Below are 3,600 nucleotides of genomic sequence, written 5' to 3'. Positions count from 1 at the left end.
TCAATAAACATGTTGAAGGGGAGAATAACTTAATGATGTGGAAAGAAAAGTACAAACTAGGAATTCGGACAATAGATGAACAGCATGAAGAACTTTTTTTCAGAGTATCCAAGTTTGTAAAATTACTCCACCAGGAAGATCCGTGGCAAGAGAAACTCAGCCAGATAAAAGAAACCATGGAATTCATGCAAAGCTATGTTATTATTCATTTTGACTATGAGGAAGCATATCAAAAAGAAATTAACTACCCTAACCATGAAGGGCACCGGAAAATCCATGAAGATTTTAAGAGAGAGATCGGCAAGTATGCTGAAACCTTTGCAGCAGAAGGCTATACTGAAGAGTTAGTGCAGCAATTGGGTGGGAAACTAATGGCGTGGTTAATCAATCATGTAGTGGCCGATGATCTAAAAATGGCACAATACATAGGTCAGGAGGCTAGTAAGTCATGAAAGCAGAATTTGTAAATCCTTTTTTTCAAGCACTTAAAGAAGTATTTAAACTAATGTTAGATTTAGAGATTACCAAAAGCACGTTAGCAGCCAAGAAGGATTTGGTATCGGAAAACGAGGTAACTGTAGCTATTAAGCTGACTGGAGATATTTCTGGTTCTGTACTTTTCAGTTTTCCGGAGAGCACTACGCTAGAAATCGTGAAAATAATGTCTGGAATGGAGATACATAAATTAGACAGTTTTGTAACTTCGGCGTTAGGAGAGGTGTCTAATATCATCAGCGGTAATGCCGTTACATACCTTTCCCAGGCAAATTATCACTGCGATATACTGCCACCTCAAATCGTTATTAGGGAGAATAGTTCTTCTGCTCTTGGTACAGAGCAAACGTTAACGATTCCGTTGCACACATCAATAGGTGGTATAAAGTTAAATTTTTCCATCGATGAAAACAAATAGGCAGAAAGATGAATATGATGGACTAAGGCACCAAAGTGACACCGCTTTGGTGCCTTGTTTTTTTATAAGGTCACTTCAATTAGCATGACTCCTGGACAGGAGTTTCAATTCTGAAGCATTTACTTCATACTAATCACAATCACACTATTGCTAATTTCAATTACTTTTACCGGCAGCTCATTTATGCCTTCCAGTTGTTCTGCCAGAAGAGCAGGCGACCCGGAATAGTTAACATCAAACATAGCAGTTCCTTGTTGATAGTCCCGCAAAAAAGCATTGGTAATACCTGGTTGCTGCCTGAGTAACCGTCCTAATAAGTTAACTATCGAATAATCATTGATTGCAACCACCTTTATCTGGAGCCCTTTCTCCGGATTAGCGGCATAAGCCAGTAGCTTATCTGCAAAAAACTTGCCTGCATCTTTACCTGCGTTGTGTAAGGATTTCTTGGCGGCAGTAAATTCAGTTATGTCAATCCCGCCGCGATGAAACCCTTGCGCCGCAATGATTTCGCCGGTATCAACCTTAATCAGTCTGGCCTCAACCCGCGCGCGGCATGATATCACATTGTAACCGGAATCCATCCCTGCGTATTCAGCAAAGGCTTCCCCCACGATTAAATAATCGAGCTGCTCATTTGTCATCTGCCGTACAGCAGTCTTGATATCGCCTTGGTTAAGGATGGTTTTAATAGCATCTGATTTGCGAATACGGGCCAGTTGGCCGGGATCTACCATTCGCCGGAAGCCAGCCTCAGTCAGTTGATCTATGATGGCCGTTTCGGCAGCAGGGTCAGGAATGGGTCGTATGTAATGTTCGGCAATGACAACACCAATACGGGGATCACGCAGACCTACATCAATCATCTTCAGTCGCTGTAATTTTGTCATTAAATTTGAGTTTGGCTGCGCATCAACAGTTACTCTGGCTTGTATGACAACCTCACCATTTAGCCATTTTTCCGTTATAATAGAATAATCACTGACAAAGCCTTGGGACTTGGTATAGACTTCATCTTTGAGCACCATATAGTTTTGTACTAGCGTTTGCGAGTCAACAATGGTTCCGACAGCTTGTTCCACTGCCTGCCGCAGTGCATCGTGGATTGCCGCCTCACGGGAAATACCGTGGCCCTCAACGCTAACTTCCTGTGCTGATACAGCCGGGCATTGGATTGCCCAAAATAATGCTGCCACTACTAAGAATCTAAAAAATTTCACTAAATCAGCCTCCTGCAATGGGTATAATAATAAGTGTATTGCTAATCCAATGTCAGTGTATCTCTAGCAAACAACAAAAGCAACAAATATTTACATTTTATTTAGACCGTAATAATGAAATCGCCTGCACAAGAAGGATTTTTTGAAAAAAAAAATGAATAATAACACAATAGCACTGCATTTTACATATTTTGCAGCATCGGGTGAGGAGGTTTTTATGGTACGGAGAGGTATTTGGGGAATAGTGTTGGTTTGTGTCTTTATTACTCTATTTTCGAGCGCAGCGTTAGCTAGCGCAGCTACTACTAAAAAAATCGGCGTTCTTCCTTTCAAAAATGACAGTCCCTATAATCAATTCGGAGTAATGGCCGCCGAAATGATCACTGCCGATTTAGTAAACTTAAAATCTTGCACGGTGGTTGAACGAACCGAATTATCACGCGTATTTGCAGAGCAAAAACGCAGCGCCCAAGGCTTCATTGACGAAGCAACGGCTACCGAATTAGGTGGCATTCTTGGTTTGGATTACTTATTGCTTGGCTCGGTAGACGGCAGTATTAGCAAAGAACCAGGGTACTATTCTTATAATAAAAAGAGTCAGCGCAATGAATGGGTGGAAGGTACCACGAAAAGCAATGTAACCCTGACTATGAAACTAGTTAATGTAAAGAATGGTCAAATTGCCTGGTCTGATCAAGCCTCCATTACTAACTTTGATGAAGATATTAACACCGCGCTCTCTGAAGCAGCCTATGACTCAGTTAGAAAAGTTTACAAATTTATTCCCTTACAGGGCTATGTAATCAAAGCTGAGGGCAGCCAATATTTTATTGACCTGGGCACAAATCACAATATAGCTACTGGTGATATGCTGGAGGTTAATGGCACAAGTAATGCCATGAGGCATCCGGTTACCGGCGAACTGATTGTGCTGAAAAGAAATATTGGTGAACTGGAAGTCATTGAAGTTTTAGATACCATGTGCGTGGCCAAACTAAAGACTAAAGACGATGGTACGGCATTACGAAACTCTATCCAGCCAGGAGATGCCGTAACCAAAAAATTAAGGAAAAAACCCCGGGGCTTTTTAGGCCTTGGCTGGTCGGGAAAACACGTTTTTTAACCATAATTTGCTTGATAGCCCTTCGGACTTTCACCTTGCAGCCAGTTCCCACAATACTCTGGGGGGTGATAAAAAAACAACCTGTATCAAACCGTACAGGTTGTTTTTTATCACTGGTACATATCTGTTTGAGAATGTTGAAATTGTCAGACACGCAAAAATCATATCTGCAACTTCTTAAGAAGCGTAAAACAAAAACTCCAGTTTAAAACTGGAGTTTTTGTTTTACCTTAAGTTCGCACTATAACGAAGAAATTTAATGTTATTGGTTTACGTGTCATCAATGACATACCTTTTGGCGATTGCATTGGAACTAGCTCGGTCAATCGATGACAATATCATTA

4 protein-coding genes are annotated in these 3,600 nt (G+C 41.1%); 3 read left to right on the top strand and 1 reads right to left on the bottom strand.

The annotated features are described in order from the left end of the window. Both VN379_RS04885 and VN379_RS04880 read left to right on the top strand, forming a co-directional pair. Positions 1-452: hemerythrin family protein (locus VN379_RS04885; RefSeq protein WP_325531381.1), on the top strand; the 452-nt coding region annotated here is incomplete at its 5' end. Then, a complete protein-coding gene (locus VN379_RS04880; RefSeq protein ID WP_325531379.1) occupies positions 449-913 on the top strand; it encodes a chemotaxis protein CheX in 465 nt (154 codons plus the stop codon). The genes VN379_RS04885 and VN379_RS04880, both read left to right, overlap by 4 nt. A 119-nt stretch (positions 914-1,032) precedes the next feature. Here the strand turns inward: VN379_RS04880 and VN379_RS04875 are convergent, their stop codons facing one another. Then, complete coding sequence (locus tag VN379_RS04875) at positions 1,033-2,133, bottom strand: hypothetical protein (RefSeq protein ID WP_325531377.1); 1,101 nt, start codon at positions 2,131-2,133, stop codon at positions 1,033-1,035. 217 nt (positions 2,134-2,350) lie between these two features. Here VN379_RS04875 and VN379_RS04870 point away from each other — a divergent pair, with 217 nt between their 5' ends. Next, positions 2,351-3,256, top strand: coding sequence for a CsgG/HfaB family protein (locus VN379_RS04870; protein WP_325531375.1), 906 nt, complete (start codon positions 2,351-2,353; stop codon positions 3,254-3,256). The last annotated feature ends 344 nt before the right edge of the window (positions 3,257-3,600 follow it).

It is taken from the genome of Sporomusa sp., from assembly GCF_035561255.1.
GTDB lineage: Bacteria > Bacillota > Negativicutes > Sporomusales > Sporomusaceae > Sporomusa.
The sequence above is the reverse complement of the archived record's forward strand: the minus strand, read 5'-3'. Positions and strand labels throughout refer to the sequence as shown.

What these genes read in the sequence shown, in the direction of transcription:
- VN379_RS04880 (WP_325531379.1), top strand. Translation starts at nt 449, where the DNA reads ATGAAAGCAGAATTTGTAAATCCTTTTTTTCAAGCACTTAAAGAAGTA.
- VN379_RS04870 (WP_325531375.1), top strand. Translation starts at nt 2,351, where the DNA reads ATGGTACGGAGAGGTATTTGGGGAATAGTGTTGGTTTGTGTCTTTATT.